This is a genomic window from Pseudomonas sp. AU12215, assembly GCF_001675465.2.
Classification (GTDB): Bacteria; Pseudomonadota; Gammaproteobacteria; order Pseudomonadales; family Pseudomonadaceae; genus Pseudomonas; species Pseudomonas nitroreducens.
On record NZ_MACM02000149.1, the window covers coordinates 1 to 398 of the forward strand.

Here is a 398-nt window from a genome sequence, read left to right on the forward strand (position 1 = left end):
ACAAGCTCTAGGCAACCCTCAATAAGCTGCCGATAAAATACTTCCGTGGTCTGCTTTGCGTTATCGAGATCGACGTAACGACTATGCACTTCACGAATGCTCGCGAGAGGGATGCCTTCGTCCACAAACTCAGCAGTGATGTGCTTACAGTCTGTTACTGACCAGAACCTTTTCAGGCCAGCCACCACCCAATGCGCCGGCACCTCACCCAGCCACTCCACGCCGGAGTCTTTCATCGGTGCAGTGGGGTCGAGGCCTTTGGTGACGGCGTGGGAGATCACGGCCTGGCGCTTTTCCTTGAGCAGCTCGATCAGGCGCTGCTGCTCTTCGATCAGCGCGTCGATGCGGGCGGTTTCGTGGTCGAGGAAGCGGGCGATTTGGGTTTGTTCGGCAACAGT

At 57.0% G+C, this 398-nt stretch carries 1 pseudogene; it reads right to left on the reverse strand.

Annotated features, from left to right (window positions below):
• Window positions 1-398: pseudogene (locus A9513_RS36590) on the reverse strand (restriction endonuclease subunit S); the annotation flags it as partial.